Source organism: Duganella qianjiadongensis, from assembly GCF_009857915.1.
Taxonomy (GTDB): Bacteria; Pseudomonadota; Gammaproteobacteria; order Burkholderiales; family Burkholderiaceae_D; genus Rugamonas; species Rugamonas qianjiadongensis.
In genome coordinates, this window is the sequence record NZ_WWCM01000008.1 from 173,624 (window position 1) to 198,945 (window position 25,322).

At 61.4% G+C, this 25,322-nt stretch carries 27 protein-coding genes; 15 read left to right on the forward strand and 12 right to left on the reverse strand.

Annotated elements, in window-relative coordinates; translation table 11 throughout:
- Nucleotides 1-359: 359 nt before the first annotated feature.
- Nucleotides 360-1,337 carry a hypothetical protein gene (locus GTP27_RS13425; protein ID WP_161039677.1) on the reverse strand — a complete coding sequence of 326 codons (978 nt, stop codon included), beginning with the start codon at nucleotides 1,335-1,337 and terminating at the stop codon, nucleotides 360-362.
- A 116-nt stretch (nucleotides 1,338-1,453) separates the two neighbouring features.
- Nucleotides 1,454-1,594: a hypothetical protein gene (locus tag GTP27_RS13430; protein WP_161039678.1), complete on the reverse strand. Its 141-nt coding sequence runs from the start codon at nucleotides 1,592-1,594 to the stop codon at nucleotides 1,454-1,456.
- Nucleotides 1,595-1,753: 159 nt separating this feature from the next.
- Between GTP27_RS13430 and GTP27_RS13435 the strand changes: the two genes are divergently transcribed.
- Nucleotides 1,754-2,272, forward strand: a complete 519-nt coding sequence (locus tag GTP27_RS13435; RefSeq protein WP_161039742.1) for a YggT family protein — start codon at nucleotides 1,754-1,756, stop codon at nucleotides 2,270-2,272.
- 93 nt (nucleotides 2,273-2,365) lie between these two features.
- On the opposite strand, the gene GTP27_RS13440 is transcribed toward GTP27_RS13435, so the two are convergent.
- From GTP27_RS13440 to GTP27_RS13480, 8 genes are all read right to left on the reverse strand, one after another.
- Nucleotides 2,366-3,304, reverse strand: a complete 939-nt coding sequence (locus tag GTP27_RS13440; RefSeq protein ID WP_161039679.1) for a carbohydrate kinase family protein — start codon at nucleotides 3,302-3,304, stop codon at nucleotides 2,366-2,368.
- A gap of 8 nt (nucleotides 3,305-3,312) precedes the next feature.
- The gene (locus GTP27_RS13445) at nucleotides 3,313-5,046 is read right to left on the reverse strand and encodes a DUF3426 domain-containing protein (protein ID WP_229633812.1); all 1,734 of its coding nucleotides are present in this window, start codon (nucleotides 5,044-5,046) and stop codon (nucleotides 3,313-3,315) included.
- 8 nt (nucleotides 5,047-5,054) lie between these two features.
- Nucleotides 5,055-5,987, reverse strand: a complete 933-nt coding sequence (prmA, locus tag GTP27_RS13455; protein ID WP_161039680.1) for a 50S ribosomal protein L11 methyltransferase — start codon at nucleotides 5,985-5,987, stop codon at nucleotides 5,055-5,057.
- A gap of 2 nt (nucleotides 5,988-5,989) precedes the next feature.
- Nucleotides 5,990-7,375 carry an acetyl-CoA carboxylase biotin carboxylase subunit gene (gene accC / locus GTP27_RS13460; RefSeq protein WP_161039681.1) on the reverse strand — a complete coding sequence of 462 codons (1,386 nt, stop codon included), beginning with the start codon at nucleotides 7,373-7,375 and terminating at the stop codon, nucleotides 5,990-5,992.
- 112 nt (nucleotides 7,376-7,487) lie between these two features.
- A complete protein-coding gene (accB, locus tag GTP27_RS13465) occupies nucleotides 7,488-7,958 on the reverse strand; it encodes an acetyl-CoA carboxylase biotin carboxyl carrier protein (protein WP_161039682.1) in 471 nt (156 codons plus the stop codon).
- Between the two features lie 87 nt (nucleotides 7,959-8,045).
- Nucleotides 8,046-8,483 (reverse strand): type II 3-dehydroquinate dehydratase, encoded by a 438-nt coding sequence (aroQ, locus tag GTP27_RS13470; RefSeq protein ID WP_161039683.1) that lies wholly within the window; start codon nucleotides 8,481-8,483, stop codon nucleotides 8,046-8,048.
- Nucleotides 8,484-8,567: 84 nt separating this feature from the next.
- Nucleotides 8,568-9,116 carry a TlpA family protein disulfide reductase gene (locus tag GTP27_RS13475; RefSeq protein ID WP_161039684.1) on the reverse strand — a complete coding sequence of 183 codons (549 nt, stop codon included), beginning with the start codon at nucleotides 9,114-9,116 and terminating at the stop codon, nucleotides 8,568-8,570.
- A 24-nt stretch (nucleotides 9,117-9,140) separates the two neighbouring features.
- Nucleotides 9,141-9,788, reverse strand: coding sequence for a hypothetical protein (locus GTP27_RS13480; RefSeq protein ID WP_161039685.1), 648 nt, complete (start codon nucleotides 9,786-9,788; stop codon nucleotides 9,141-9,143).
- Nucleotides 9,789-9,926: 138 nt separating this feature from the next.
- Between GTP27_RS13480 and mpl the strand changes: the two genes are divergently transcribed.
- The 10 genes from mpl (at nucleotide 9,927) to GTP27_RS13530 (ending at nucleotide 21,382) form a co-directional block, all read left to right on the forward strand.
- Nucleotides 9,927-11,258 (forward strand): UDP-N-acetylmuramate:L-alanyl-gamma-D-glutamyl-meso-diaminopimelate ligase, encoded by a 1,332-nt coding sequence (gene mpl, locus GTP27_RS13485; RefSeq protein ID WP_229633820.1) that lies wholly within the window; start codon nucleotides 9,927-9,929, stop codon nucleotides 11,256-11,258.
- Complete coding sequence (locus GTP27_RS13490; protein ID WP_161039687.1) at nucleotides 11,255-11,833, forward strand: YqiA/YcfP family alpha/beta fold hydrolase; 579 nt, start codon at nucleotides 11,255-11,257, stop codon at nucleotides 11,831-11,833. Before mpl ends, GTP27_RS13490 begins: the two co-directional genes overlap by 4 nt.
- Nucleotides 11,830-12,438 carry a chorismate--pyruvate lyase family protein gene (locus GTP27_RS13495; RefSeq protein ID WP_371865924.1) on the forward strand — a complete coding sequence of 203 codons (609 nt, stop codon included), beginning with the start codon at nucleotides 11,830-11,832 and terminating at the stop codon, nucleotides 12,436-12,438. Before GTP27_RS13490 ends, GTP27_RS13495 begins: the two co-directional genes overlap by 4 nt.
- Nucleotides 12,439-12,479: 41 nt before the next feature.
- A complete protein-coding gene (locus tag GTP27_RS13500; RefSeq protein WP_161039688.1) occupies nucleotides 12,480-14,567 on the forward strand; it encodes a ribonuclease catalytic domain-containing protein in 2,088 nt (695 codons plus the stop codon).
- Between the two features lie 76 nt (nucleotides 14,568-14,643).
- Nucleotides 14,644-15,531, forward strand: a complete 888-nt coding sequence (locus tag GTP27_RS13505; RefSeq protein WP_161039689.1) for an energy transducer TonB family protein — start codon at nucleotides 14,644-14,646, stop codon at nucleotides 15,529-15,531.
- On the forward strand, nucleotides 15,531-16,349 hold the full coding sequence (aroE, locus tag GTP27_RS13510; protein ID WP_161039690.1) for a shikimate dehydrogenase: 819 nt from the start codon (nucleotides 15,531-15,533) through the stop codon (nucleotides 16,347-16,349). The genes GTP27_RS13505 and aroE overlap by 1 nt, the downstream gene beginning before the upstream one ends.
- Nucleotides 16,346-17,053, forward strand: coding sequence for a monofunctional biosynthetic peptidoglycan transglycosylase (gene mtgA / locus GTP27_RS13515; protein ID WP_161039691.1), 708 nt, complete (start codon nucleotides 16,346-16,348; stop codon nucleotides 17,051-17,053). Before aroE ends, mtgA begins: the two co-directional genes overlap by 4 nt.
- A 171-nt stretch (nucleotides 17,054-17,224) precedes the next feature.
- Nucleotides 17,225-18,190 (forward strand): magnesium/cobalt transporter CorA, encoded by a 966-nt coding sequence (gene corA / locus GTP27_RS13520; protein ID WP_161039692.1) that lies wholly within the window; start codon nucleotides 17,225-17,227, stop codon nucleotides 18,188-18,190.
- 118 nt (nucleotides 18,191-18,308) lie between these two features.
- On the forward strand, nucleotides 18,309-20,039 hold the full coding sequence (locus GTP27_RS13525) for an ABC transporter permease (RefSeq protein WP_161039693.1): 1,731 nt from the start codon (nucleotides 18,309-18,311) through the stop codon (nucleotides 20,037-20,039).
- A 32-nt stretch (nucleotides 20,040-20,071) separates the two neighbouring features.
- Nucleotides 20,072-21,382 (forward strand): ABC transporter ATP-binding protein, encoded by a 1,311-nt coding sequence (locus GTP27_RS13530; RefSeq protein ID WP_161039694.1) that lies wholly within the window; start codon nucleotides 20,072-20,074, stop codon nucleotides 21,380-21,382.
- A gap of 96 nt (nucleotides 21,383-21,478) precedes the next feature.
- On the opposite strand, the gene hemL is transcribed toward GTP27_RS13530, so the two are convergent.
- Together hemL and thiD are read right to left on the reverse strand one after the other, a co-directional pair.
- Nucleotides 21,479-22,768 carry a glutamate-1-semialdehyde 2,1-aminomutase gene (hemL, locus tag GTP27_RS13535; RefSeq protein ID WP_161039695.1) on the reverse strand — a complete coding sequence of 430 codons (1,290 nt, stop codon included), beginning with the start codon at nucleotides 22,766-22,768 and terminating at the stop codon, nucleotides 21,479-21,481.
- Between the two features lie 16 nt (nucleotides 22,769-22,784).
- Nucleotides 22,785-23,630 (reverse strand): bifunctional hydroxymethylpyrimidine kinase/phosphomethylpyrimidine kinase, encoded by an 846-nt coding sequence (gene thiD, locus GTP27_RS13540; RefSeq protein ID WP_161039696.1) that lies wholly within the window; start codon nucleotides 23,628-23,630, stop codon nucleotides 22,785-22,787.
- A gap of 96 nt (nucleotides 23,631-23,726) precedes the next feature.
- Between thiD and GTP27_RS13545 the strand changes: the two genes are divergently transcribed.
- The 4 genes from GTP27_RS13545 to GTP27_RS13560 all read left to right on the forward strand — a co-directional run bounded on the left by GTP27_RS13545 (nucleotide 23,727) and on the right by GTP27_RS13560 (nucleotide 25,306).
- Nucleotides 23,727-23,879: a rubredoxin gene (locus tag GTP27_RS13545; RefSeq protein ID WP_161039745.1), complete on the forward strand. Its 153-nt coding sequence runs from the start codon at nucleotides 23,727-23,729 to the stop codon at nucleotides 23,877-23,879.
- 91 nt (nucleotides 23,880-23,970) lie between these two features.
- Complete coding sequence (locus tag GTP27_RS13550; RefSeq protein ID WP_161039697.1) at nucleotides 23,971-24,387, forward strand: response regulator; 417 nt, start codon at nucleotides 23,971-23,973, stop codon at nucleotides 24,385-24,387.
- A 17-nt stretch (nucleotides 24,388-24,404) separates the two neighbouring features.
- Nucleotides 24,405-24,770, forward strand: a complete 366-nt coding sequence (locus GTP27_RS13555) for a response regulator transcription factor (RefSeq protein WP_161039698.1) — start codon at nucleotides 24,405-24,407, stop codon at nucleotides 24,768-24,770.
- 2 nt (nucleotides 24,771-24,772) lie between these two features.
- Entirely contained in the window at nucleotides 24,773-25,306 is a 534-nt protein-coding gene (locus tag GTP27_RS13560; protein ID WP_161039699.1) for a chemotaxis protein CheW, read from the forward strand.
- Nucleotides 25,307-25,322: the final 16 nt, after the last annotated feature.

Here is a 25,322-nt window from a genome sequence, read left to right on the forward strand (position 1 = left end):
TCGTGTACTTTACGAAATTGAAAAAGCGTGTTTGCAAATCGGCGGATTTTTTGATACGCGCGAGCTGCGAAACAGGACGCTAAACAGGATACAGAATCACTAAGATATGCTGACACCACACTGTTTTTGATCGACCGTCTTGCCTGAACCGGTTCAGGCCGGGCGGTTTTTTGTTTGAGAGTTAGACAGTAGTGGTCTGCGACGTAGGTCCCTGGAGCTGAGTACACGCCCGACCACCCGCAAAACGTCGCGACAAGATTTGTATCTGTACGCTGCGCCGGCCACGGACTGCGAACAGATCGATGGCTGAAGTGCTGCACTCGTGAGGAGGGGCAGCAGTTCAGCTAGTGCCGAATTCATTAGCGCAAACGGCTTTCGTTTGTGCCGATGAATAATTCGCCTAGCCTAATCCCGGGCTGGACGGGTTTAAATCTTGTAATGAATTTTCCCATCCCCGATGAAGGAGAACTAAAAATGGCAACCGCCGCAAAGAAACCAGCTGCCAAGAAGCCGGCAGCGAAAGCTGAAGCTCCAGCAAAAAAAGTCGCCGCCGCTAAACCGGCCGCAAAAGCCGCCGCCAAACCAGCTGCTAAACCAGCCGTGAAAAAAGCTGCTGCTAAACCAGCTGCCAAGCCAGCTGCAAAAGCTGCTGCAAAACCAGCCGTGAAAAAAGCCGCTGCTAAACCTGCCGCAAAACCAGTAGCGAAAAAAGCCGCTGCTAAACCAGCCGCTAAAGCAGCAGCTAAGCCAGCAGCAAAAGCCGCAGCCAAGCCAGCAGTGAAAAAAGCTGCAGCTAAACCAGCAGCCAAGCCAGCAGCAAAAGCCGCAGCTAAACCAGCCGTGAAAAAAGCTGCTGCCAAGCCAGCCGCTAAAAAAGCCGCTGCTAAACCAGCCGCCAAGAAAACCGTCGCTAAAGCCGCTGCTAAACCAGCTGCCAAAAAAGTCGCTGCCAAGCCAGCTGCTAAAAAGGCCGCCGCCAAGCCAGCCGCAAAAGTAGCCGCCAAGCCAGCAGCTAAAAAAGCTGCCGCCAAACCAGCTGCTAAACCAGCAGCCAAGAAAGCAGCTGCCAAGCCAGCCGCTAAAGCCGCCGCCAAACCAGCTGCTAAAGCCGCAGCCAAGCCAGCCGCCAAAAAAGCAGCTGCCAAAAAACCAGCGGTAAAAGCGGCAGCCAAACCGGCTGCAAAGGTGGCAGCTAAGCCTGCAGCAAAAAAGCCAGTTAAGGCTGCGGCTACCAAGCCAGCAGCCAAAGCAGCCGCTAAACCAGCTGCAGCAAAACCAGCCGCTAAGCCAGCAGCTAAGGCTGCAGCCAAGCCAGCCGCGAAAAAACCAGCTGCCAAGAAGGCTGCTCCAGCCGCTGCTCCGGTAGCTGCTGCGCCAGCTGCCGCACCAGCTGCTGCTGCCAAGCCAGCCGCTAAACCAGCTGCCAAAAAAGCTGCGCCGAAAAAAGCTGCTGCTAAACCAGCTGCCAAGCCTGCCGCTGCACCAGCCGCCGCTGCGCCTGCCGCTGCACCAGCTCCGGCACCAGCTGCTGCTCCGGCACCAGCTCCAGCCGCCGCTGCTCCAGCACCAGCACCAGCTGCTGCGCCAGCAGCAAAGACCGTGGTAGCTCCTGCAGCTGCCTGGCCTTTCCCGACCAGCACCCGTCCATCCTAAGCTTGATAAAAAGCTAGGTGGCCTGCTGAGGCAACCAGCCGCTGTGTGAGACAATCACACAGCGGTTTTTTTTTGGAGGAGTTCCGTGCTGAGTATCGTCATGTTGATCGTCGACGCCATCGCCACCTTGCTGGGCGGTGCGCTGCTGCTGCGCTTCTGGATGCAGGCTATTCGCGTGCGGCCACCGGCTTCGGTGGCGCAATTCACTTTCCAGTTGTCGGACTGGCTGGTGCGTCCGCTGCGCCGTATCGTGCCCGGTGTGGGCGGCTATGACTGGGCCAGCCTGATCGGCGCCTTCCTGATCGTGCTGCTGGCGACGTCGGTGCTGCTGCTGGCGGGCCTGACGCCGCAGATGGTGGCACTGGCGGCCCTGCAACGCTTTCTGAGCTGGATACTGTACGGCTTTATGGCCTTGCTGATCGTCGAAGCGATCTTCAGCTGGGTCAATCCCCACGCCCCGCTGGCGCCGTTCGTGCGCGCGCTTAACGAGCCGCTGCTGCGGCCTATCCGCCGCACCGTGCCGCTAGTCGGTAATCTCGATCTGTCGCTGCTGGTGGCCGTGATCCTGCTGCAGATCGCCCAGATTTTGCTGGGTATGCTGTTCAGCGGTCATTTCTAGAACTGAAAGGCGGCGCCGGACGCATGCCGGAGCCGCAGAGAACTATGCAGCGCACTGCGGCGCTGCATGTTAAACGACGGGGCGTGATTCTGCTTAGTAGCGGTAGCCGAAGGCAGCTTCGAAGCGGTCGGCGATTTGGGCCGGGGTGAACTTGTGGTTCTGCGCACCCTTGTGGGCGATCTTGATGGCGCCCAGCAGACTGGCCAGACGGCCCGTGGTTTCCCATTTCCAGCCCTGAGTAATCCCGTACAGCAGGCCGGCACGGTAGGCATCGCCGCAGCCGGTAGGATCGAGCACTGCTTCGGCCTGCACGGCCGGAATCACGATGCGTTCGCCCTTGGTGTAGATCTCGGAACCTTGCTCGCCACGGGTCACGATCAGCGCTTCCAGACGGCTGGCAATGTCCGGTATGGTCAGGCCGGTGCGCGACATCAGCAGTTCGATTTCGTAATCGTTGGCGGTGACGTAGGTGGCTTTGTTGATGAAATCGATGAGTTCATCGGCATTGAACATCGGTAGCTGCTGGCCCGGATCGAAGATGAACGGAATCTCCAGCTTGACCAGATCGGCGGCGTGTTTCTGCATGCCCAGATGGCCGTCCGGCGAAATGATGGCGATGCGGGCCGGACCAGCCTTGGCGATGTCGTTCTCGTGCGCGTACGACATGGCGCCCGGGTGGAAGGCGTTGATCTGGTTGTTGTCTTCGTCCGCCGTGACGAAGCACTGGGCGTTGTAGGCTTCCGGTTTGATCAGGATGTTCTCGGTCGACAGGCCCAGCTTGCGCAGGCGCTCGGTGTAGGCGCCGTGGTCCTGGCCCATCACGCCGACGATGCGCGGGTCGCCGCCAACCATCATCAGGTTGTAAGCGATGTTACCGGCGCAGCCACCGAATTCGGTGCGCATGGTCGGGGCGAGGAAGGACACATTCACCTTGTGCAGCTGGTCGGCCAGCAGCAGGCTGTCGAAACGGCCGGGGAATTGCAGGATGGTGTCGATTGCGATCGAGCCGCAAATCAGGGAAGTCTGGTTCATGGTGTGCTTTATGGGTAGAAGACGGCTATATGATAGCCGGAGGCTTTCAGCTGGTTCAGTTCGAAGAACAGTTTGACAGCTTGTTCGGTGTGCGGAGCGAAGCCCTTATCGAGCGGCACGTCGGGGCCGAGGTAGTCGCGCGGGCTGAATACGCGGCGCAGCACGGCCTTGTCGCTGGCATCGTCCAGCACCAGTTCTATGTGCGGCCAGCTTTGCGCGGTGGCGCTCTGGTTGCGCAGCAGGGTGTTGAACGAGAAGGTAGTGTCGCTCAGGGTTTGCAGCTCGCCCTGCTCGATATTCAGGTCGTCGATCTGGGCAGGCAGTTCGATCTTGCAGCCGAGCGCATTGCAGGCGGCCGTCAGCGCCGGTTTCAGCGGCGGCATGGCCGCTGCCAGCTGGTTGCGGAAAGTGGTGACGCCCTGTGCGCCCAGTGTTCCCACCAGTGCGACGCTGCCCAGCGCCATGGCGACGCTGATGGCTTTGCCGTACTTCTGGCGGCGCCGGTCGCGCTTGATGAAGCCCGGCTCTTCGCCCGCCGCTTGGTCGGCGTCGGCAGCGGCTTCCGTGGTGCGGGCCGGCTGCAGCAGCAGGTCGGTTTCGGCATCCGGCAGCGCAGACGCGCCGTTGCGGGCAGCCTGTTTGCTGGCCGAGGAGAGTTCGACCAGCGCATCGTCATCGTCGTCCAGCGCGTGCAGATCCGGCGCAGCACGGGCCGGCAGATTGAGGGCGGGCTCGGCATCCTGCGGGGCATCGAAGCTAGGTTCGATCCGCTCGCTGATGTCGGCGTTATCGGCAGGGGCGCCTATGCTGCGCTCCATCACGGCCAGTTCGGCGGCCAGCGCTGCTTCCAGCTCGGCGTCGGACATGGTTTCGATGGCCAGCTGCTCTTCCAGCGCGGGATCGGGCAGCGCCTCGGGAGCGGGGGCGGCCTGCGGCGCGGCAGGCGGCCAGTGGTCGGCCAACGCGGCGCTGGACTGTGCTGCCAGCGGCTCCGGCTCAGGTTCGAGCTCCGCTTCCAGCGCAGGCTCAGGCTCCAGATCGAGCATCAGTTCAGCTTCGGCAGGCGCAGGCGGCAGATCGTATTCTGCCGCTGCGTCCTGTGCCAGCGGCTGTGCGGCAGTGGTCGATTCGGACTCGATATCGAGATCGAGTTCTAGCGGCAGATCGATGGCGGCGGGCAGGCTGGCCGGTGCCGGTGGCAGTTCCAGCGGATCGGCTATCGCTGCGGACGTGTCGTCCGCACCAGCGCCATCCTCGCCACCATCGAGGTCGATAGCCGTGTCCAGTTCCAGCGCCGGCTCGGTATCGGCGATTTCGTCCTGCAAAACTTCTGCCGCATGCGAGTCGATCGCGTCCATCTTGGCATCGAACGGCGTTAGCTCCGGCAGCGGTGCAGGGCTAGGTTCCGGCTGATAGGTCGCCGGTGCGGCGGGTGTAGGTAGAACTTCAGGTTCCGGCTGGTACGGCGCCGCATGGTCATTCTCGGCCGGCAGAACGGGGAGATCGTCAAGGCCGCTCGCTGCCGGCGCGGCTGGCGCCGCAGAAGGCACAGGCGTAAACGCGGGAGCAGGAGCAGGAGCGGCAGGCAGGGGGGCGGCAGCGGGCGGCGCCAGTAGCGCCGCATTGCCGTCGAAGACTTCGTTACAGGAGCCGCAGCGTACTATGCCCCCACGTAATTTCAACTGGTCGTGCGCGACCCGAAATACCGTGTTGCAGTGGGGGCATTTAGTGGCGAGCGCCATTGCTGTGGTTAGCGTGCCGCAGGAACCACGTCACTGCCAAGGCGGCCATGCAGCGCCACCCAGCCATCCTGTTCTGCCCATACGCCCAGCTTGATGAACGGAGCGTAGGCAGCGGCCACTTCTTCGGCCTGACGTGCCAGCACGCCGGACAGAATCAGCGATCCGCCTTCCGCCACGCGGCCCGACAGCATAGGCGCCATCAGTTTCAGTGGGCTGGACAGAATGTTCGCCACCACGATATCGAAACGCTGCTGCGCATATTGCGAGGTAGCGAAGCTATCGGGCAGGAAGTAGTCGATTTCGCACTGGTTGCGCAGTGCGTTATCCTTGGCCGATTCGATGGCCTGCGGATCGATGTCCACACCGGCCACCGTGCCGGCACCGATCTTCTTGGCCACCATGGCCAGAATGCCGGAACCGCAACCGTAGTCGAGCACCGTTTTGCCCGGTGCCGGATGGGCTTCCAGCCATTCCATGCACAGACGGGTGGTGGGGTGGCTGCCCGTACCGAAAGCCAGACCGGGGTCCAGTTCCAGTATCAGGGCATCCGGATCCGGCGCTTCGTGCCAGCTAGGCACGACCCAGATGTTCTTGCCGATGTGGATAGGCGCAAACTGCGACTGGGTCAGACGCACCCAGTCCTGTTCCTCCACCTTGCGGGTGGTGAAGCGGGGCAGGGTTTGCAGGCCGATCTGCGCAGCGGCTGCGCCGACGATCAGGGCGTGATCATCGTCCTCGTTGGTCAGGGCGACCACGCGGCTGTGATCCCAGGCCGCTTCGGTCGGTTCCATGCCCGGCTCGCCGAACAGCGGTTTTTCCGCGTCGGTGCCTTCGTCTGCATCCTCGACGGAAACCGACAGGGCGCCGACATCCATCAGCGCTTCCGACAGGGTTTCCGCGTGGTCGCGGGCGATTTCGATGACGATTTCAGTCCAGCTCATGTTTATGCTTGTGCCTTGTTACTCAGACTCAGTTTGTGCAGATCAGGCATATCGGCCAGTTTCTGCTCCAGATAATGGATGTTGGTACCACCTTCGATGAAACGGGCATCGATCATCAGTTCGCGGTGCAGCGGGATGTTGGTCTGGATACCTTCAACCACCATTTCCGACAGCGCGATCTGCATGCGGCGGATCGCCTGTTCGCGGGTCGCGCCGTAGGTAATCACTTTGCCTATCATCGAATCGTAGTGCGGTGGTACATAATAACCTGCATACGAGTGCGAGTCGACGCGTACGCCCGGACCGCCCGGTACGTGCCAGGCTGTGATGCGGCCTGGCGACGGGGTGAACTTGAACGGATCTTCCGCGTTGATACGGCATTCTACCGCGTGACCGGACAGCATCACGTCGCGCTGACGGAAGCGCAGCTTCTCGCCGGCGGCAATACGGATCTGTTCCTGCACGATGTCGATGCCGGTAATCATTTCCGTCACAGGGTGTTCCACCTGCACGCGGGTATTCATTTCGATGAAGTAGAACTCGCCGTTTTCGTACAGGAACTCGAAAGTACCTGCGCCGCGGTAGCCGATCTTGCGGCAGGCTTCGGCGCAACGATCGCCGATTTTCTCGATCAGTTTGCGTGGAATGCCCGGTGCCGGTGCTTCCTCGATCACCTTCTGGTGGCGGCGCTGCATCGAGCAGTCGCGCTCGCCCAGCCAGACGGCGTTTTTGTGTTCGTCAGCCAGAATCTGGATTTCCACGTGACGGGGGTTTTCCAGATACTTCTCCATGTAGACTTCCGGATTGCCGAAAGCGCTACCGGCTTCTGCCTTGGTCATGGCCACGGCATTGATCAGGGCGGCTTCGGTGTGCACCACGCGCATACCGCGGCCACCACCACCACCGGCGGCCTTGATGATCACAGGGTAGCCCACTTTGCGGGCAATCTGCACGATCGTCTTGGGGTCGTCTGGCAAGGCGCCGTCCGAACCCGGCACGCAAGGCACCCCGGCGCGTATCATGGCCTGCTTGGCCGACACTTTGTCGCCCATCATGCGGATCGAATCCGAACGTGGACCGATGAAGACGAAGCCGGATTTTTCCACGCGCTCGGCGAAGTCGGCGTTTTCCGACAGGAAGCCGTAGCCCGGGTGGATAGCTTCCGCATCCGTTACTTCAGCGGCGCTGATAATCGCCGGCATGTTGAGGTAGCTCAGGGTCGATGGCGCGGGGCCGATACATACCGATTCATCGGCCAACTTCACGTATTTGGCGTCTTTGTCGGCTTCCGAGTGCACTACAACGGTTTTGATCCCCAGTTCGCGGCAAGCGCGCTGTATCCGGAGGGCGATTTCGCCACGATTGGCGATAAGGATTTTTTCAAACATGATAGGTTCGCTAGGTCTGTGAGTACCGGTCGCGCCGGTGACGTCAGGTAGAGGAGGGAGGGCGGACCAAGCCGGTCGGCCCGCCACCAGCAGGGGCGGGCAAGTACCGGTCTTAGCCTATCACAAACAGCGGTTGGCCGAATTCGACCGGTTGGCCGTTTTCGACCAGGATCTGGGTAATGGTGCCGGCTTTGTCGGCATCGATTTCGTTCAGCAGTTTCATCGCTTCGATGATGCACAGGGTGTCGCCTTCTTTGACCGTGGAACCCACTTCAACGTAGGCTGGCGAGCCCGGAGCGGAGGAACGGTAGAAGGTGCCGACCATAGGCGACTTGACCACGTGGCCAGTCGGTTCGGCGGCCACAGCGGCAACCGGTGCGGCGGCGGCAGCCGCCACCGGGGCAGCAGCAGGGGCAGCGTGGTATTGAGGCATGCTTTGCGGCTGCATCATGACCATCTGATTTTGTGGCATGGCGGACGACTTGACGATGCGAACTTTGCTTTCGCCTTCGGTCACTTCGAGCTCGGCGATGTCCGATTCTGCGACCAAATCAATCAAGGTCTTCAGCTTGCGTAGATCCATGTAACCCCCAGGAATGTCTTTGATTAGTGTAATGAGCGATCTGGCCTTGTGGGCTAAATCGCAGCGGTTGCGCGCAGATTGCGTAGGTTATCGCTTTTTAAGAACAAAGTCGATGGCAAACCGATATCCTTCGATACCCAGTCCGCAGATCGTACCTATTGCAATCGCGCTAAGAAAAGAGTGATGGCGGAACGATTCCCGCTGGTAGATATTCGAAATATGTACCTCAACAAACGGTATCGCCACGCCCGCCAGAGCGTCGCGCAAGGCCACGCTGGTATGTGTCAGTCCTCCCGGATTGATAACGATGGCATCCACCCCCTCGCTACGGGCCGCGTGGATACGGTCTATCAATGCGCCTTCGTGGTTGCTCTGAAAACAGGACAAGCTGGCACCGGCTGCCTGGGCCTGGGCCTGGGCAGCGCGTTCGATGTCGGCCAGCGTCTGCACGCCGTACACCTCAGGCTCGCGTGTGCCTAACAAATTCAGGTTAGGACCGTTGAGCAGTAACAGCTTTGTTGCCATGGTTTCAGGACCGTTTTCCGCGAAAGTTCCGCATTTTGCCGCCAACCGCCGGCAATGGCAAGAAAAAAAAACTCATGAAACTAGTTAAAGACTTGCTAAATCCTTGCGCAGCTCGTCGAATTTGAGGCGGCCCAGATAGGTCTTCTTGACCTGACCATCGGCCCCGATCAGCACCGTGTAGGGTAGCCCGCCAGCACCATTGCCGAACTGGCGCGACAGCTCGGTTCCGGCCATGCCGGCCACAAAGACCGGATAGCTGATTTTGAACTTGTTGCTAAAATCGGCGATATTTGTTGCCGAATCAATACCAATTCCGATAACTTGCAGCTTCTTGCCTTCTTCTCCCGCAGCCAGCGCCGACAGTTCCGGCATTTCCTGAACGCAAGGACCACACCATGGGGCCCAGAAATTCACCAGCATGGCCTTGCCCTGATACTCTGCCAGCGCATGGGTTTTACCGCCAGCATCAGGCAGGTTCTGTTTATATAGTTCTGCGACCGTACCGGAGACCCCGGCCGGCATGGTGGTGGTGATCGGCGGGGCCGGTTCTTTTTTATGCATGCCCACATAGGCACCGGAAGCACCAAATAACAAAGCAACAACGGTGTAGGCGGCGAGATGTTTTTGATTCATGATAAGTTTTATAGGTGAATGCTATTAATTAGTAGTCTGGTCGGTATCGGAACGGTCGTGGGTACTATTTATTAGCAGGGCACGCACGCTATCGAGGTCGGCACGCTGGATTTTGCCATCGGCACGGCTTTTCACGGCACCGCGCAAATCATCGAGCTCATACAATTGCGCGTGCACGCCTTCCTTGTGCCACATAAAGCTGACAGTTTCCACCATGCCGAAGCGGGGCCCTTTGAAGTGGGGCGTCTCGGAGATGTCAATTTGCAAATTTTTATTCAGCAGGAAGATTTCCACTTCCTTGGCGCTGTCGGCAAACAATTGCAGGTGGATATCGTCATGCGGGCCTGCCGTGCCATTTAATACAGCGCCGGTCAGGTGGGGCTGGTAGGCCGACAGCCTTTCCATGATTTCCACCGCCAGCGTGCGCAAACGGAATAGACGCGCCGGCTGGGTGTTGCTATGAAATAAAGAGTGGTAAAGCCGGACTTCGGCTTCGATCTGCGCGTGATCAGGTAATAAATTAGGCGGCGGCTGGGTATCGCCCAGAATCTGGCGCGCCGCCTTGCGTTTGGCGCTGTTGTAATCAGCGCCGTCCTGCGCGATCAGACGTGCTGCCGCAGCAGCAATCTCGGCACGCAAAAGCAGGACTTCGGGAATTCCATGTGCAGTCATGAACGTGATCATACTCTGAACCGGGAAAAGGGCGGCAGGTCGGGTAAAATCTCATCTTCTGTTCGCCTTCACATTAATTACTTTAGTTCCGGTTCTGGCTTTATGCACATTCACATACTTGGTATTTGCGGCACTTTCATGGGTGGTCTTGCCGTTCTGGCAAAAGAAGCGGGGCACCGCGTAACGGGCTGCGACGCCAACGTCTATCCGCCCATGAGTACCCAGCTCGAAGCGCAAGGCATAGAACTGATACAGGGCTTCGGTCCGGAACAGGTGGAACTCCAGCCCGATCTGTACGTCATCGGTAATGTGGTTTCGCGCGGTAATCCGCTGATCGAGGAAATCATGAACCGCGGCCTGCCCTTCGTTTCCGGCCCGCAGTGGATAGGCGAGCATATATTAAAGGACCGCTGGGTGCTGGCCGTGGCCGGTACGCACGGCAAAACCACCACCTCGTCCATGCTGACGTGGATACTGGAAGATGCCGGCTACGCGCCGGGCTTCCTGATCGGCGGCGTGCCGATGAACTTCGGCGTGTCTGCCCGTATGCAGGGCGATAAGGATTCCATCTTCTTCGTGATCGAAGCCGATGAATACGATACGGCCTTCTTCGACAAGCGCAGCAAGTTCGTGCACTACCGCGCCAAGACGGCCATTCTGAATAATCTGGAATACGACCACGCCGACATCTTCCCCGATCTGGCCGCCATCGAAACCCAGTTCCACCATCTGGTGCGCACCGTGCCCGGCATAGGCCGCGTCGTTGTGAATGCCGATCAGGACTCGCTGCAGCGCGTGATTCAGCGCGGCTGCTGGAGCGAGCGCGAAGGCTTTGGCGCCAGCGATGCGGCCGACTGGCGCATGAAGGAATACGACGACGGCAGTTTCGATGTGATCTTCCGTGGCGAAGTGGCGGGCCATGTACAGTGGCAGCTGACGGGGCAGCACAACCGCAACAATGCGCTGGCGGCCATCGCTGCAGCGCGCCATGTGGGCGTGCCGGTGGCGCAGGCTGCCGCTTCGCTGGCCCGCTTCGAAAACGTCAAACGCCGCATGGAAGTACGCGGTGTGGTGCATGGCGTGACCGTGTACGACGACTTTGCCCACCATCCTACGGCCATCGCAACGACGGTCGGCGGTCTGCGCCAGAAGGTGGGGCCGGTTACCCGCATCCTCGCCGTGCTGGAACCGCGTTCCAACACCATGAAACTGGGTGCCATGAAAGACGCGCTGCCGGGCAGCCTGCATGCGGCCGATCTGGTGTTCGGTTACGGTAGCGAAGCGGCGCTGGGCTGGAGTCTGGGCGAGACGCTGGCGCCGCTGGGCGAGAAAGCCAGCGCTTTTGACGACATCGACACGCTGGTGGCGGCCATCGTCAAGGCGGCCCGTCCCGGCGACCAGATACTGGTGATGAGTAACGGCGGCTTCGGCGGCATCCACGGCAAAATTCTCGCGGCGCTGCCTCAATGATGCTCTATCTGCACGGATTCCGTTCCTCGCCGCGCTCCATGAAAGCGCGCCTGATGGCCGAACGCATGGCGGCGCTGGGGCTGCAGCAGCAATGGCTATGCCCGCAATTGCCGGCTTCGCCCCGGCTGGCAATGGAGCAGGTGCTGGCGCTGATAGAGGGTGTGCCGGCCAGCGAACTGCGCATCGTCGGTTCTTCGCTGGGCGGTTATTACGCCACATGGCTGGCCGAGCGTCTGGGCTGCCCGGCCGTGCTGCTCAATCCTGCCGTGGTACCACTTAAGGATCTGGACAAACACGTGGGCGTGACCACGGCCTACCACTCGGACGAGCCGTTCGAGTTCAAGCGCGAATATATCGATGAACTGCGTGCGCTGGCGGTAGACAAGATCAGCCATCCGCAGCGCTATCTGCTGCTGGCCGCTACCGGCGACGAAGTGCTTGATTACCGCGATATGGTGGTCCACTATGCCGGCGCGCAGCAGCACATCATCGAAGGCAGCGACCATGGCATCAGCGAGTTTGCCGATTATCTGGATGAAGTACTGGCCTTCTGCGGCATCGGAGCACAGTCTTGAAGCATACCCTGACGCCTGCGCGCAGCGCCTCGCTGCGCCAGACCCGCTGGCAGCCGCATGTGCTGGCGCTGAACGCGCCGGCGGCGCTGCGCCCATGGCTGACGGAAGACGGCTCGCTCACGGCGCGCCTGAAAGCGCACAGCAGCAGCTTCCGCGTGCAGTGTCTGCACCAGCAGACGGCCCTGTGCCTGAACGACGAAGCAGCCAGCATAGGCATGCATAGAGCGGGGCGGGTGTGGGAGCGCGAGGTGCTGCTACGCTGCGATAATACGCCGGTGGTGTTTGCCCACACCGTGGTGCCGATGTCGGCCACGGCCAGCGACTGGCCTTTATTCAGTGCGCTGGGCGAACGCTCGCTGGGCACCACGCTGTTCGGCGATCCGCAGGTGCGCCGCGGCGAACTGGAATTTGCCCGTCTGCGCGCCGGCCATCCGCTGGCGCAGCGGGCCCGCAAGGCACTGGCGCTGGATGACCGCGCCGGCGCCGATGAACTGATACTGTATGCGCGGCGCTGCCTGTACCGGCGGCGCCAGGGCAGTCTGCTGGTGACGGAAGTGTTTCTGCCTTCCGTGCTGGCGCTGCTGCCGCAGCAGGCCGACAAGTAAGTCAATTAGTAACAACGAATTAACCCTACAGAAAAATAGCAATGAATTTATTCTTCGAAGAATCCGGCGATTTCAAGGTCGGCACCATGATGTCCCAAGCCGGCGAGGCCTATCAGGTTGAAATGGCCAGCGGCAAGCGCAACAAGGTCAAGGCCAAGGACGTGCTGCTGCAGTTCGAAAAGCCGGCACCGGCCGAACTGATGGAGCAGGCCAAAACCATCGCCGCCGAGATCGATCTCGATTTTCTGTGGGAAGTGGCCGGTGAAGAGGAATTCGGCTTTGCCGAGCTGGGCGCCGAGTACTTCGGCCATGCGCCGCTGGCAGCAGAAGCGGCAGGCCTGATCCTGTGCCTGCATTCCTCGCCCATCTATTTCTACAAAAAAGGCCGTGGCCGTTACAAGGCGGCGCCCGAGCAGTCGCTGCGCGCTGCACTGGCCGGCATCGAGAAGAAAAAGCAGCAGGCGCTGATACAGGCCGGCTATGTGGACCAGCTCAAAGCCCAGCAACTGCCGGAAGCCATGCAGAGCATGGTGTTGCAGCTGCTGTTCAAGCCGGACAAGAACACCATCGAATTCAAGGCGCTGGAAGCGGCTGCCAATGAACTGCACACCACGCCGCAGCGCCTGATGCTGGCCGTGGGCGGCGTGGCCTCGCCCAAAGCGCTGCATATGGCGCGCTTCCTGTTCGAGAACTTCCCCCGTGGCGCCGGTTTCCCTGAAGTGCCCGTGCCGCAGGCGCCAGCCGGTCTGCCGGTAGCCGATGTACAGGCCTTCTCGATCGACGACGTGACGACCACCGAAATCGACGATGCCTTCTCCGTCACCATGCTGGACGAGGGCAAAGTGAAGATCGGTATCCACATCGCGGCGCCGGGTCTGGGCATCAAGCCGGACGACGCAGTCGACAAGCTGGCACGTGCCCGCATGTCTACCGTGTATATGCCGGGCGATAAGATCACCATGCTGCCCGATGCCGTGGTGGAGGCGTTCACGCTGGCCGAAGGCAAAACCTGCCCGGCCCTGTCGCTGTATGCCACGCTGAATATGGCTGACTGGTCGGTGCTGGCGACGGAAACCCGCGCCGAGCTGGTGCCGATTGCGAACAATCTGCGCCACAACGATCTCGATGATCTGGTCAACGAAGAAACTCTGGCCAGCGGTGCGGGCGACTATCCGCACAAGGAATCGCTGTGCCTGATCTGGCAGTGGGCGCAGGTGCTGGAAGCTGCCCGCATGGTCAAGCGCGAAGCGTGGGGCCTGAAGCCTGAACAGAACAACCGCGTCGACTTTAACTTCTATGTGGAAGACGACGTCGTCACCGTGAGCCGCCGCAAGCGTGGCGCGCCGCTGGACAAGATCGTGGCCGAGCTGATGATCTTCGCCAATAGCACCTGGGGTAAGCTGATGCACGACCACGGCGTGCCCGGCATCTACCGCAGTCAGGGGCAGGGCGTGGGTGGCTGGGCTGCCAAGATGCAGGTGCGTATGCTGACCCATGCGGCACCCCATCAGGGTCTGGGCGTGGACCAGTATGCATGGAGCACTTCGCCGCTGCGCCGCTACACCGATCTGGTCAACCAGTGGCAGATACTGGCCTGCGCCGAGCATGGCGTGACGGCGCCGCTGGTGGCTAACTTCAAGCACAAGGATGCCAACCTGTTCGCCATCGTGTCGCAGTTCGACGCCGCCTATGCTGCCTACAACGATCACCAGTCCACTATGGAACGCTATTGGTGCTTGCGCTGGCTGGGACAGGAAAATGCCCGTCAGGTCGATGCCGTGGTGCTCAAGGACGAGGTGCTGCGTCTGGTCGATATTCCGCTGATTATCCGTCTGCCGGGCATGCCGCAGGTGGCGCGTGGCCTGCAGGTCAAGCTCGATATTCTGCGCTGGGATGAAGTGGACCTGAGCATCGAGGCGCGTATCCTCGAAATCCCGGCTGCCGATGCGGCACCGGCCGATGCCGATCTGGACTTCGAGGATGACGAAGCACCGGAAGAGGCGGTGGATGCGCCGGAGCTGGCAGTGGAAGCGCAGGCCGAAGCTGGTGCCGAGACCCCAGCCGATGGCGCGGGCGCCGCTGACGACAATGGCGCGAGCGATAGCGAGGGGACTACGCCAGCGGCCTAAAAAGCCGTTGCCGCCCGCCCGCTTTCACGTAAAATCAGTTTAAAACGTCAGCCCCAACCCTAGCTACCGGCCCTGTGTGAAGTCCTACCGAGAAAATCGCCTTCTGTATCTGGCCTGCGGCATTTCGCTGCTGGCCCATGGTGCATTGCTGGCTGTGCGGCTGGTGGCGCCGGTAGCGGCGCCCGTCAAACCGACCGATCCCGGGCTGGAAGTGATCCTGGTGAATGCCAAGCATAGCAAGGCGCCACTCAAGGCCGACGCGCTGGCGCAGGCCAATCTCGATGGCGGCGGCACGGTCGATCAGGGCCGCTCCAGGTCGCCCTTGCCCGATATGCGCAAGATGGAAACGGGCGACAGCATCAAAGCGGCCAGACGCCGCATCGCCCAGCTGGAAGAGCTGCAGCAAAAGCTGCTGACACAGGCAACTGCGGCGACCCCGTTCACGGCGCCGCCCGTGACGGAAAAGAACAAGCCCGATCCCACGCCGACGGGCGCCGACCTGCTCGACGCCAGCAAGGCGATTGCCCGCCGCGCTGCCGAAATCAGCGAGAGCATCGAAGACCAGAACAAGCGTCCCAGGAAGACCTTCATCACGCCCAGCACGCGCGGGGTGGGTTACGCCATGTACTACAAGGCGATCCAGAAGCGCATCGAGGATATCGGTACGCTTAACTTTCCCCAGTCGCACGGGCGCAAGCTGTATGGCCAGCTGGTGTTGTCCATTCCGGTTTTCCAGGATGGCACCATCTATATGGCGGATGGCGGCATCAAGGTAGACCGCAGTTCCGGCAATCCCGAGCTCGACGCCGCTGCCGTCAACATCGTGCGCCGCGCTGCGCCGTTCGGCAAATTCCCGCCGAATATGCTGTCGAATGAAAAAGACGATCTGTGGGTGATCGTCACCACTTTCAAATTTACCCGCGACGACAAATTACAAGCCGATTTAAGCGGCGGAGGACACTGATGGATCGCTACTGCGTGTTTGGCAACCCTATCGCTCACAGCAAATCGCCCGATATACACGCTGCGTTCGCCGCGCAGACCGGGCAAGAGCTCAGCTATGAACGCCGGCTGGCGCCGCTCGACGGTTTTGCCAACGCCGTGCAGGCCTTCATCGCCGAAGGCGGCAAGGGCGCCAATGTTACCGTGCCGTTCAAGCTGGAAGCCGTCAAGGTGGCGCAGGCACTGACCATACGTGCGCGCGCTGCCGGTGCCGTCAACACGCTGCACTTTACCGATGAAGGCATCATCGGCGACAACACCGACGGCGCAGGGCTGGTGGCCGACATCGTGCGCAATGCCGGTGTGCCGATTACCGGCAAGCGTGTGCTGCTGCTGGGCGCAGGCGGTGCCGCGCGCGGCGTGGTGCTGCCGATACTGGAGCACCGTCCGGCCCAGCTGGTAATCGCCAACCGTACCGTGGCCACCGCCGAGGCGCTGGTGGAGCAGTTTGCCGCGCTGGGCGGCGCGGGCGTGGTATCGGCCTGCGGCTATGCCGAAATTCAGGGCGCTTACGACATTATTATTAACGCCACTTCGGCCAGCCTGAGTGCGGAACTGCCGCCGGTAGCGGCCACTGTCTTCGCGCCCGGTGCGCTGGCGCTGGACATGATGTACGGCGCCCAGCCTACCGTGTTCCTGCAGTTCGCCGCCCAGCATGGTGCGCAACTGCGCGACGGGCTGGGCATGCTGGTGGAGCAGGCGGCCGAGGCGTTCAGCCTGTGGCGCGGCGTGCAGCCGGCAACGGCCGCCGTGCTGAAGACTTTGCGGGAGCAGCTGTGAGCACGGCCAGGCGTGGCGTGTGGCGCTGGCTGAAGTGGCTGATACTGGCGCCACTGCTGCTGTTCACGCTGATACAGCTGTATTTCTTCGTGCAGATCTGGTGGTGGGTCGACCATAACCCCGGCACTACCAGCTTTATGCGCGCCCAGCAGGCCGCCCTGCGCGAGAAAAATCCCTCGGCGAATATCCAGCAGCTGTGGGTGCCGTATGCGCGCATCTCGAATAATCTCAAGCGCGCCATTATCGCGTCGGAAGATGCCAACTTCTCCGATCACGACGGGGTGGACTGGGAAGCTCTGCAGAAGGCTTATGACAAGAACGCCAAAAAGCACAAGGTGGTGTCGGGCGGTTCCACCATCACCCAGCAGCTGGCCAAGAATCTGTTCCTGTCCGGCTCGCGCAGCTATCTGCGCAAGGGGCAGGAGCTGATCATCACCTATATGCTGGAAACCCTGATGGAAAAGGAGCGGATATTCGAAATCTACCTGAATGTGGTGGAATTCGGCACCGGCACCTTCGGCGCCGAGGCGGCGGCGCGCCATTACTACGGCGTGAGTGCGGCCAATCTGGGGCCGGCACAGGCGGCCAGGCTGGCCGTGATGCTGCCTAACCCGCGCTTTTTTGACAAGCACCGCGACTCCAACTATCTGGCCAAGCGCACGGAAGTGATTTTGCGCCGTATGAATTCGGCCGAGCTGCCCTAGTCAGGCGCCGGTCCGCCGGCATGAAACTAGTTGAAAACGGCCCGCCCCCTGCGGCGGGCTGCCCTATCGCCGAAAAAAAGCACGCTGCGTGCGGAAATTAGCCTATACAGGCTGGCTTAGGCAGGGGCTTTGCGGGTACACTTGCGCTGTTTCCAGAAGGCTCGCGCACCCATGATCAATGTTTTCGTACTCCAGAACGGCCGGCTCAACCAGGTACCTATCGACACGCGCGCCGATCTGGAGCATGCCGACCCGGTCTGGGTGGATCTGACCGACCCGACGGATGACGAGCGCACCTGGGTCAAGACCATCTACGGCGTGACGCTGCCGGGCGAAGACGAAGTCAAGGACATCGAAGCGTCGGCCCGCTACTACGAAGCGGAAAACGGCGATCTGCACCTGCGCACCGACTTCCTGCTAGAGGAAGAGGATGGCCCTTCGCGCATCGTGACGGTAGCCTTCATCCTCGCGCGCAAAATGCTGTTCTCCGTGCATACCGACGATCTGCCCGTGTTCCGGCTGGTGCGCATGCGCGCCCGTTCGCGGCCCGGTTCGATTGCCGACTACATGGACGTGCTGCTCGACCTGTACGCCACCGATGCCGAATATTCGGCCGATGCGCTGGAAGGCATCTACCAGAATCTGGAAGAGGTCAGCGGCCGCGTGCTGCAGGAAGAATTCACCGACCAGGACGCAGCGTCCGCGCTGAACGCCATCGCCCACGAGGAAGACCTGAACGGCCGTATCCGCCGCAATATGATGGATACCCGCCGCGCGGTCAGCTTCCTGATGCGTGGCCGCCTGCTCAATTCCGAGCAGTTCGAAGAGGCGCGCCAGATTCTGCGCGATATCGAATCGCTGGACGGCCACACTTCTTTCCTGTTCGATAAGATCAACTTCCTGATGGATGCCACCGTCGGTTTCATCAACATCAACCAGAACAAGATCATCAAGATCTTCTCGGTGGCCAGCGTGGCCTTCCTGCCGCCTACCCTGATTGCTTCGATCTACGGCATGAACTTCAAGTGGCTGCCGGAACTGGAATGGCCGCTCGGCTATCCGTTTGCCCTGCTGCTGATGGTCATTAGCGCGATTGCGCCGTTCTGGTACTTCCGCCGGCGCGGCTGGCTGAAATAAGCTCTCTGTTCGAACTTTCAGCATCGTAATAGAGTTAGCCGGTTTTATCGCTTAAAATCGCGCCAGTGTCACTTTCCGGTCAAACGCATCGGGTATGCTGGCGCCAGAAAGTGCGAATATGAACAAAAAACGGCAATTTTTCCCACGCCAGGTCGTGGAAGCTGGCGGTAACCGCTGGGACTGGGCTTTACTGCCCATCGTATTGGCAGTCTTTGTGCTGATGGCCTATGGCAGCCAGCAGATGTCGCGCCCCTTTGAACTGGGGCAGGCGCTGCCGCTGTCGCTAGATCCCAGTTATCTGCCTTATTATCTGCTGCGCACCACGCTGCGCATGTTTATCGCGCTGGGCGCCTCGATGGTGTTCAGCTGCGTGTTCGCGGCCCTCACTACCAAATACCGGCTGGCGGAAAAAGTGCTGGTGCCGCTGCTCGACATTCTGCAGTCGATCCCGATTCTGGGTTTCCTGTCGATTACCGTGACGGCCTTCATCGCCATGTTCCCCGGTAATCTGCTGGGAGTGGAGTGCGCGGCAATCTTCGCCATTTTCACTTCGCAGGCGTGGAATATGGCTTTCTCGGCCTATCAGGGCTTCCGCACCGTGCCGGCCGAGCTGTCCGAGGCGGCCATGGTGTACCAGCTGTCGGGCTGGCAGCGCTTCTGGCGGCTGGAGCTGCCGTTCGCCATGCCCGGCCTGCTGTGGAATATGATGATGTCGATGTCCGGCGGCTGGTTCTTCGTGGTGGCTTCGGAAGCGATCTCCGTGTCGGGGCAGGATATCAAGCTGCCCGGCATCGGCTCCTATATCGCGCTGGCGATTGCGCAAAGCGATATGCACGCCATCGGCTGGGCCATCGCTGCCATGTTCGTGGCCGTGCTGATGTACGACCAGCTGTTCTTCCGCCCCCTGCTGGCATGGGCCGACCGCTTCCGTTTCGAGGAAACCGGCAGCGACACGGCGCAGCAATCGTGGCTGCTGACGTGGCTGCGCCGTACCGAGCGTACCCAGGCTATCGTGGCATGGTTCGGCGATCTGCTGGGCCGTTCGATTGCCCTGTTCCGTCTCAGTCATGACGGCACCTCGATCCGCGCGCGGCGCGACCAGCCTTCGCTGGTGCCGCAGCGGGTGTGGGATGCGGTGATTGCCGCCGTGGTGTTCTATGCTCTGTGGAGTCTGGGCCACTTTATCAGCACCGAAGTGGGCTGGAGCGAAGTGGGCCATGTGTTCGTACTGGGACTATATACGCTGGCGCGGGTGGTATTGCTGCTGGCGCTAGCTGCGCTGATCTGGGTGCCGGTGGGCGTGTGGATAGGCATGAACCCGCGCTGGGCTTCGCGCACCCAGGCCGTGGCGCAGTTCCTGGCTGCCTTCCCCACCAATCTGGTGTTTCCGGTGGCTGTGGTGGCCATCGTGCGGTTCCACCTCAACCCGGATATCTGGCTGTCGCCGCTGATGATACTCGGCACCCAGTGGTATCTGCTGTTTAACGTGATTGCCGGCGCCTCCACCATCCCCACCGAATTGCGCCACGCGGCGCAGAATTTCGGCCTGTCGGGCTGGCTCAAATGGCGCCGCTATCTGTTGCCCGCCATCTTCCCCAGCTTTGTGACGGGGGCGATTACGGCTACCGGCGGTTCGTGGAATGCCAGCATCGTGGCCGAGTATGTGAGCTGGGGCCCGACTACGCTCAAAGCGCACGGCATCGGCAGCTATATCCAGGAGATGACCACCGCCGGCGACTTCCCGCGCATCGCGCTGGGCATAGGCGTGATGTGTATCTTCGTCATGGGCTTCAACCATTTTGTCTGGCGCCGCCTGTACACGCTGGCCGAGAGCCGCCTGCACTTCTAGTGCGCTAACAGTATCAGTATCGGAATCGAATTATGAGCACTCCTATCGTCGAATTGAAAGCCGTCGGCAAGCACTTCCGTGGCGCCGATGGTTCTGCCCGTGCGGTGCTGGAAGGCGTGGACTTTACCCTGCACGAAGGCGAGATCGTCGCGCTGCTGGGCCAGTCCGGCTCCGGCAAATCCACCATGCTGCGGATTATGGCGGGGCTGATACAGGCCGATGCCGGTCAGGTGCTGTATCGCGGCATGCCGCTGTATGGCACGGCGCGCGGTATCCGCATGGTGTTCCAGTCGTTCGCCCTGTTCCCTTGGCTGACGGTGCAGAAGAACGTGGAACTGGGAATGGAAGCGCAGGGCATGCCGGCCGAAGAACGGGCCCGCCGCGCGGAAAAAGTGATCGAACTGATAGGCCTGTCCGGCTTCGAAGGCGCGCTGCCGCGCGAGCTGTCCGGCGGCATGCGCCAGCGGGTCGGTATCGCCCGCGCGCTGGTGATGGAACCGGAAGTGCTGCTGATGGACGAAGCGTTTTCCGCGCTTGACGTGCTGACGGGCGAGCGCCTGCGCGAAGAAATTCTGGAACTGTGGCAGTCCGGCCAGATCCCCACCAAGGCCATACTGGTGGTATCGCATAACATCGAAGAAGCGGTGATGATGGCCGACCGTGTGCTGATTTTTGCCAGCGACCCGGGCCGCGTGCGTGCCGAACTGCCGATTTCGCTGTCGCAGCCGCGCAAGGCCGAGAGCAATGAAGTGCGTCAGCTGATCGACAAGGTTTACGAGCTGATGACGGCCGGTGCGGGACGCCGTGGCCTGATCAGCGAGAAGGAAGTCAAGCTGCAACTGGGCGACCGTCTGCCGCAAGCCGGCATCGCCCACATGGAAGGGATACTGGAGCTGCTGGCGGAAGAGCCGTTCCATGGCCGCGCCGACCTGCCGCAGCTGGCCGAAGAAACCGAGCTGACCGACGCCGAACTGCTGGAAGTGCTGAATGGCCTGATCCTGCTGGGCTTTGCCTACCTGACCAACGGCGACATCCTGCTCACCGATCTGGGCAGTAAGTATGCGGCGGCCAGCAATACCGAGCGGCAGGAACTGTTCGGTATACAGCTGCTGGAACACATCCCGCTGATCGCCTACATCTGCCACGGTCTGGAGCAGGACAAGTCGGGCGATCTGCCGGAGGATCTGTTCCTCAAGCTGCTGCGCTTTACCCTGAGTGCGGAAGAAGCGGAAAAGGCCTTGCGGGTGGCGATCGAATGGGGCCGTTACGGCGATCTGTTCGAATACAACTTCAACACCGGCGTGATCCAGATGGCCAAGGAAGACGAAGAGGACGAAATCTAGGCGCAGTAGCGCGCCTGTCAACGCCGGCGGGCAGTTGCAGCAAACCAGCGATGCACGCTATGCATCGCCGGTATTGCGCAACTGCCCGCCGTTTTTTTACGCCAGTTTTTTGAAGACGCGGGCGGCGGCGGCGATGGTTTCGTCGATCACGGCGTCGCTGTGCTGGGCCGAGACGAAGCCGGCCTCGAAGGCGGCCGGGGCGAAGTACACGCCTTCGTCCAGCATGGCGTGGAAGAATACGTTGAAGCGTTCGCGGTTACCGGCCATCATTTCGGCATAGTTGTTGGGCGGGGTAGCGCTGAAGTACAGGCCGAACATGCCGCCGATGGCGTCAGCGCAGAATTCGATGCCGGCGGCGCGGGCCGCTTCGGTCAGACCGGCAGCCAGACGGCTGGCCGTTGCGCTCAGCCGCTGGTAGAAGCCTTCTTCCTGAATCAGGCGCAGCGTGGTCATGCCGGCCGCCACCGCCACCGGATTGCCCGACAGCGTGCCGGCCTGATACACCGCGCCCAGCGGCGCCATTTTGCTCATCAGCTCTGCGCTACCGCCGAAGGCTGCCACCGGCAGGCCGCCGCCGATGACTTTGCCCAGTGCCGTCAGGTCCGGCTTGATGCCGTACAGCTGCTGGGCGCCGCCCAGCGCGACGCGGAAGCCGCACATCACTTCGTCGAAGATCAGGATGGCGCCGTGCTTGGTGCACAGATTGCGCAGCGCCTGCAGGAACTCCGGCGTGGCCTTGATCAGGTTCATATTGCCGGCGACCGGTTCGACGATCACGCAGGCGATTTCGTCGCCGTAGGAAGCGAAAGCGTCTTCGATCTGCTGCACGTTGTTATAGTCGAGCACCAGCGTGTGCTTGACGAAGTCTTCCGGCACGCCGGCCGAAGTGGGGTTGCCGAAGGTGAGCAGGCCGCTGCCCGCTTTGACCAGCAGGGCGTCGGCGTGGCCGTGGTAGCAGCCTTCGAATTTGATGATCTTGTCGCGTCCCGTGGCGCCGCGTGCCAGACGCAGGGCGCTCATGGTGGCTTCCGTGCCGGACGATACCAGACGTACCTGTTCGATCGATGGCATCAGACGGCAGATTTCTTCTGCCATCAGGATTTCGCCTTCGGTCGGTGCGCCGAACGACAGGCCGCGCGTGGCCGCTTCCTGTACCGCCTTGATGACTACCGGATGGGCGTGGCCGACGATGGCCGGACCCCACGAACCGATGTAGTCGATATAGCGCTTGTCGTCGGCATCCCAGAAGTACGGGCCTTCGGCGCGGGTGATGAAGCGCGGCGTGCCGCCCACCGAGCGGAAGGCGCGCACTGGCGAGTTGACACCGCCGGGCGTGGTTTTCTGGGCGCGTTCGAACAGCTGATCGTTCTTGGAAGTGGTAGTCATAGTGGCGTCGTCAAGGTCAAATGGGTAATGCTTGCTGGAGATGGAAAAAACGGTTGGGCACCAGTTTGCCCATACCGTAGCGCTGGGCATGGGCCAGCGCGCCGACAGTATATTCCTGCGCCGTGGCCACGGCGTCAACCGCGTCGGCGCCGCGCGCCATGAAGGCGGCGATGGCTGCCGACAGTGTGCCGCCGGCGCCGATGAAGGGCCCCGCCATGTGCTGCCAGGCGTCGTGGCTGAGCAGTCCTTCGCCGCCGTACAGAGTGTTGGCCAGCGTGTTCGGCACCGCGCTCTCGCCCTGTGTTGCGGCAGCGCTGGTGCCGGTGACCAGCACGAATTCGCAGCCCAGAGCCAGCAGATGGTCGACGTCCGATTCCATGCTGTCTTCGGCGCCTTCGCGCCAGGTTTCGGCTAGCCGGCCCAGTTCCACCTGCGACAGCATCAGCAGGGTAGCCTGCGGCACCAGCAGCTGGCGCACCGCTGTCATGACTTCTTCGGCATCGTCGTCGGACAGGGCGGGCAGGCGCGAGCTGAAAGGATCGAGGATCAGCGGCGCGTCGGGATAGTCGGACAGGATTTCCGCAATCGCGGCCACCTGTTCCACATTGGTCAGCGCGCCCACCTTGAAGGCGGCCACGGTCATATCTTCCAGCAGCACGCGGGCCTGATCGGAAACCCAGTCAGGATCGACTTCCTGCACGTCTTCGATGCGGGCACTGTCGCCGATCAGCAACGCGGTGGTGGTGCTCAGACCAGTGCAGGCCAGTGCGGAAAAAACCGCCAGATCGGCCTGCACGCCGGTGGCGCCAGCCGGATCGGCGGCGCCAAAGCTTAATATCAAGGGAGAAGTTTGGATTTGCACGGCGGGTAGATTAAGATACCTGATTCAGCATTTTACTAGATTGAAGGGTAAGCCAACGTGAGTAGCAATGAAACAACGCAGCCATACAAAACGTGGATGTGCCTGATCTGCGGCTGGATCTATGACGAGCAGGCCGGCCTGCCGGAAGAGGGCATTGCGCCCGGCACCCGCTGGGCCGATGTGCCGATGAACTGGAGCTGCCCGGAATGCGGCGCGCGCAAGGACGATTTCGAGATGGTTGCCATCTGATGCCGTGCGGCTGGCGCTCGCGCGATTTACGCCCATGGCGCCCTGCCTATGCTATGGTATGGCTATCCGTCCAGCGTATAGCGTGTAGCGTATGACAGCCCCTCCGTCTGCCCACAATCTGACCATTATGGTGATCGACGATAGCAACACGATCCGCCGGTCGGCCGAGATGTTTCTGACCCAGGCAGGCTATCAGGTGGTGCTAGCCGAAGACGGTTTCGATGCCCTCGCCAAAATCGCCGATCATCAGCCTGCGCTGGTGTTCTGCGACATCCTGATGCCGCGGCTGGATGGCTATCAGACCTGTGCGCTGATTAAGAAAAGTACAAAATTCCACGCTACGCCGGTGCTGCTGCTGTCCTCCAGGGACGGCCTGTTCGACCGCGCCCGCGGCAGCATGGTGGGCGCCGCCGCCTACCTGACCAAACCCTTTACCAAGGACAGCCTGCTGGCCGCAGTGCGCGAGCACAGCGGTGTTGCGCCTGCCGCCGGACCGACTGCCGGATAAACTGCCGAGAACCCAGCATGGCCATACATAACGTTCTGATTGTTGATGACTCGCCCACCGAGCGCTACTACCTGAGCGATATCCTGATCCGACAGGGTTATAGCGTCAGCACGGCGGAAACGGGCGAGGAAGCCATGCTGAAAATCCGTGCCAGCAAGCCGGACCTGATCCTGATGGATGTGGTGATGCCGGGTGCGAACGGCTTTCAGGTCACCCGCTCCATCGCTCGTGACCCGGAGTTGAAAGATGTGCCGGTCATTATCTGCTCAAGCAAGAATCAGGAAACCGACAAGATCTGGGGCCTGCGTCAGGGCGCCTGCGCGTATCTGGTCAAACCGGTGGCAGCGGGTGATCTGCTGGCACGGATCGCCGAACTGGGCTAGGCATGGACGCAACGACGCCGGAACGCCGCAGCCGTTTGCGCCAGTATCAGGTGCAGCTGCTCGAGCGCATGCAGGCGGCGAAAACGGGGCCGGCCAGCGGCGGCCGCGAACTGGGGGTAATGATAGGCGGCCGTCACTGTCTGCTGGACTTGACCCAGATCAGTGAAATCGTGCCGCTGCAGGCGCTGACGCCGGTGCCGCTCACGCAGCCGTGGTATCTGGGGCTGGCCAATATCCGCGGCCAGCTGACCGGCGTGGTGGAACTGGCCAGCTACCTGCATGGCCAGCCGCCTGCGCCGGCTGCGCCCGGCCAGCGCGATATTACGCTGGCACCGGCGCTGAAGCTGCATTGCGCGCTGCGGGTGGAGGCGCTGCTGGGGTTGCGCTATCTGGCCGACATGGAGGAGCGCGCGGCGGTAGCGGATGCGCCGCCATGGTGCCGCCAGCAGTATGACGATAGCGCGGGATGCCGCTGGCACCGGCTCGATCTGGCGCAGCTGGTGCGCGAGCCCGGTTTTCTGCAAGTGGGTTTATAGGGATATTCAGGGATCA